Origin of the sequence: Thauera phenylacetica B4P, assembly GCF_000310225.1 — a bacterium.
Lineage (GTDB): Bacteria > Pseudomonadota > Gammaproteobacteria > Burkholderiales > Rhodocyclaceae > Thauera > Thauera phenylacetica.
On the sequence record NZ_AMXF01000626.1, the window covers coordinates 1 to 387 of the forward strand.

Below are 387 nucleotides of genomic sequence, written 5' to 3' on the forward strand. Positions count from 1 at the left end.
GTTCCTGCAGGAGCGCCGGCAGGCGCGAACGGGCGCGGCGGCGCCCCGCATGGGTTCATCAGTATTTTTGCTGTTTTTTGTACTTGACCGTCGGGTTTGGGTGTCTATAATGCGCACCTCTTCCAGCGCAGCGGTGCTTGAACGCAAGCGCAGCGGTGCGGGGAGGGAAGAAGCGGTGGGGTGTTTCGGGGTCGGGTCGTTCGGGTGTTTGCCGGGGCGGCGCAAAAAAAGATCTGCGAAATGCTTGACAGGGTGATGTAGGTTCTACATAATCTCGCTTCTTCGCTGCGGCAACGCAGAGATTCTTTAAAAACTTGGACAACCGATAAGTGTGGGTGCTTGGTTGTTGCGGTCGGCGACTTCGGTCGCGGAAGTATCGCAATGATT

1 protein-coding gene is annotated in these 387 nt (G+C 57.1%); it reads left to right on the forward strand.

The window, feature by feature from the left end:
* Nucleotides 1–256, forward strand: a 256-nt coding sequence (locus tag C667_RS26270) for a hypothetical protein (RefSeq protein ID WP_211207754.1), incomplete at its 5' end; no start/stop codon positions are given.
* Nucleotides 257–387 lie beyond the last annotated feature (131 nt).